The sequence below is a fragment of the Rhizobium moroccans genome (assembly GCF_057559155.1).
This window is the reverse complement of the sequence record NZ_JBHFJG010000006.1, coordinates 87,154-89,874: the sequence shown is the minus strand read 5'-3', so window position 1 is coordinate 89,874 and position 2,721 is coordinate 87,154. Positions and strand designations below refer to the sequence as shown.

Below are 2,721 nucleotides of genomic sequence, written 5' to 3'. Positions count from 1 at the left end.
CCCAGCCAGCGAAGTTCAGAACGTGCGGCCGAGCTTGGCGTCCACCGAATGGCTGTTGCCGCCGCGCACGGCGAAGAACAGGAAGATCGCCGCCCAGAGGATGGATTTTTCCGCGCCACCGAGGCCTTCTCCCCGTACCACCCCGTGGAAATAGACCGTGACGAGCAGCACGATCATGGCGGCGAAGGACGCCGGTCGGGTGAAAAGGCCGATCGCCACGAGGATACCCCCGAAAAATTCGGTGGCCGAAAGAAGCGGCGACCAGAAGACACCTGGGTAGAAGCCCAGTCCCTCGACCATCCCGACAGCCCCGAAGGGGTTCATGATCTTGCCGAAACCATGGGTGACGAGCAGTACGCCGGCGGCCACGCGCAGGATCGTCTCGGCGATCTCATGGGTGGAGCTGTAGACCGGCGCCAGAGCCGGGACGATGAGACGGGAACGTGAACTGTTTTCAAATGCCATGAGAGCCTCTTTGGATTTGCAGAGATGCGTTATCGCGGTGCAAAATGACGGAAGAACGGAAACTGTCGAGATCGCGATGTTCAAAACTTGACTTTGCGAGGTGACATTTTCGTGAGACGAATACCGGGATAGAGGAAAGACGATTCCCATGGAAAAACCGCGCATTACCATTCTCTACTGCACCCAGTGCAACTGGTTGCTCCGCGCCGGCTGGATGGCGCAGGAACTGCTGCAGACCTTTTCCGACAGTCTCGGCGAGATCGCGCTCATCCCCGGCGCCGGCGGCAATTTCGAGATTAGGCTCGATGGAGAGCTCATCTGGGAGCGCAAACGCGACGGCGGCTTTCCCGGGCCGAAGGAGTTGAAGCAGCGGGTGCGCGACGTGATCGATCCCGAGCGCGATCTCGGCCATCTCGATCGGACATCGGCTGAAAAAGGCGAGGCCTGAGGCGGCACCGGAAGGAGCGGGAGAGGCTTTTTTCATCCCTGACACAGAAACTTCAAAAAGTCGGTTGACAGGGAAGTTTAGCCCCCTTACATGCCATCTCCGTCGCCCAGATGGCGGAATTGGTAGACGCGCCAGCTTCAGGTGCTGGTACCCGAAAGGGTGTGGAGGTTCGAGTCCTCTTCTGGGCACCATTCCAGTTTGATCACTACCAGGATCAGACAATTTCCTCTCAAAAAATTCGAGTTTTCGGCTTGGCCGAAGATTGTGGACCTCAGCGGCCCTCGGGCCGACGATCGTTTCGGCGGGCGCTGATCTTTTGCCCATGCCTGGGCGTTCGCGTCATTAGATATTCACGCCCACTACACGTCTCTGTCATCGATTGGGCCTAGTACCTGCGCCGATCAAACGGTCGCTCGCACCCAATCTGGAGACATCCGATGAAACGCAACTGGTTGCTTTCCACCCTCACCGCCAGCATGCTCGCCCTCACCGCATCGTCGAGCCTTGCCGCGCCTGTAAAGTTCGAATTCTGGTACGGCCTCAGCGGCGATCTCAGCGAGCGCATTCAGGACATGTGCAAGGCTTTCAACGCCTCGCAGCAGGATTACGAGATCGTCTGCGTCAGCCAGGAAACCTACGAGAACAACCTGCAGAACACGATCGCCGCGTTCCGCGCCAAGAAGCAGCCGGCCGTCACGCAGATCTCCGACGGCGGCACGCTCGACCTGATGCTGTCCGGTGCCTACCTGCCCGTTCGCGAGCTGATGGAAAAGAACGGCTATCAGATCGACTGGAACAACTATTTCTCCGGCATCGCGTCCTATTATTCATCGCCGAAGGGCGAACTGCTCTCCATGCCGTTCAACTCTTCCACGGCAATGATCTACTACAACACGGACGCGCTGAAGGCCGTGGGCTTCGAGGGTCTGCCGAAGACCTGGAGCGAAGTGGAAAAGGTCGCGCGCGACATGAAGGCGAAGGGCTATGATTGCCCGGTCGCTTTCGACCCGACCGGCGTATGGCAATGGTTCGAGCAGTTCTCCGCCATCCACAACCAGCCGATCGCCACCAAGGGCAACGGCTATGAAGGCCTTGATGCCGAAGTGACCTTCAACAAGACCAAGTTCGTCGACCAGCTGACCTGGATCAAGAAGATGTACGACGAGGGTCTCTTCGTAAACAAGAGCAAGGCAGTCGGCGAAACCGCCAACGACGCCTTCGTCAACGGCAAGTGCCAGATCACCAGCTCCTCGATCGCCGACCATGGCACTTTCGGCAAGCAGGCCATCAAGGACATGCATTGGGAAGTCGCCATGCTGCCGATGCTCGACGGCTTCCCGCGCACCAATTCGCTGGTCGGAGGCGCCTCGCTCTGGACGCTGAGGGGCAAGTCGGAAGAAGAGTACAAGGGTGTTGCGGCATTCTTCAACTTCCTCGCCCAGCCGGACCAGGCAGAATGGTGGTCGACGGTCACGGGCTACATCCCGGTCACCAATACGGGCTTCCAGGCCATGAAGGCCAAGGGCTTCTACGACAACGCTCCCTACAAGGGCCGCGAACTGGCCATCGAAAGCCTGACGGCCACTCCGCCGACCGAATATACCCGCGGCGTGCGGCTCGGCAATTTCAACGCCATCCGCAAGGAAATCGGCGATGCGATGCAGGCGGTCCTCTTCAACGACAAGCCGGTGCAGCAGGCGCTCGACGATGCGGCCGCACGGAGCAACGAAATCCTGCGCCGCTTCGAAAAGACCTACAAGGGCGCGAGCCTCAACTGATGCGATTGCGGAGCGGGGGGGCCTTACGGT

Annotated in this window: 3 protein-coding genes and 1 tRNA gene; 3 read left to right on the top strand and 1 reads right to left on the bottom strand. The window is 59.4% G+C overall.

Annotated elements, in window-relative coordinates:
* Window positions 1–15: 15 nt before the first annotated feature.
* Window positions 16–465 (bottom strand): DoxX family protein, encoded by a 450-nt coding sequence (locus tag ACE04I_RS04735; protein ID WP_046794318.1) that lies wholly within the window; start codon window positions 463–465, stop codon window positions 16–18.
* Between the two features lie 148 nt (window positions 466–613).
* On the opposite strand from ACE04I_RS04735, the gene ACE04I_RS04730 reads away from it, so the two are divergent.
* The 3 genes from ACE04I_RS04730 (at window position 614) to ACE04I_RS04720 (ending at window position 2,691) form a co-directional block, all read left to right on the top strand.
* On the top strand, window positions 614–913 hold the full coding sequence (locus tag ACE04I_RS04730) for an Rdx family protein (RefSeq protein WP_046793967.1): 300 nt from the start codon (window positions 614–616) through the stop codon (window positions 911–913).
* A 104-nt stretch (window positions 914–1,017) separates the two neighbouring features.
* Window positions 1,018–1,104, top strand: a tRNA-Leu gene (locus ACE04I_RS04725).
* Window positions 1,105–1,350: 246 nt separating this feature from the next.
* The gene (locus tag ACE04I_RS04720; RefSeq protein WP_046793966.1) at window positions 1,351–2,691 is read left to right on the top strand and encodes an extracellular solute-binding protein; all 1,341 of its coding nucleotides are present in this window, start codon (window positions 1,351–1,353) and stop codon (window positions 2,689–2,691) included.
* Window positions 2,692–2,721 lie beyond the last annotated feature (30 nt).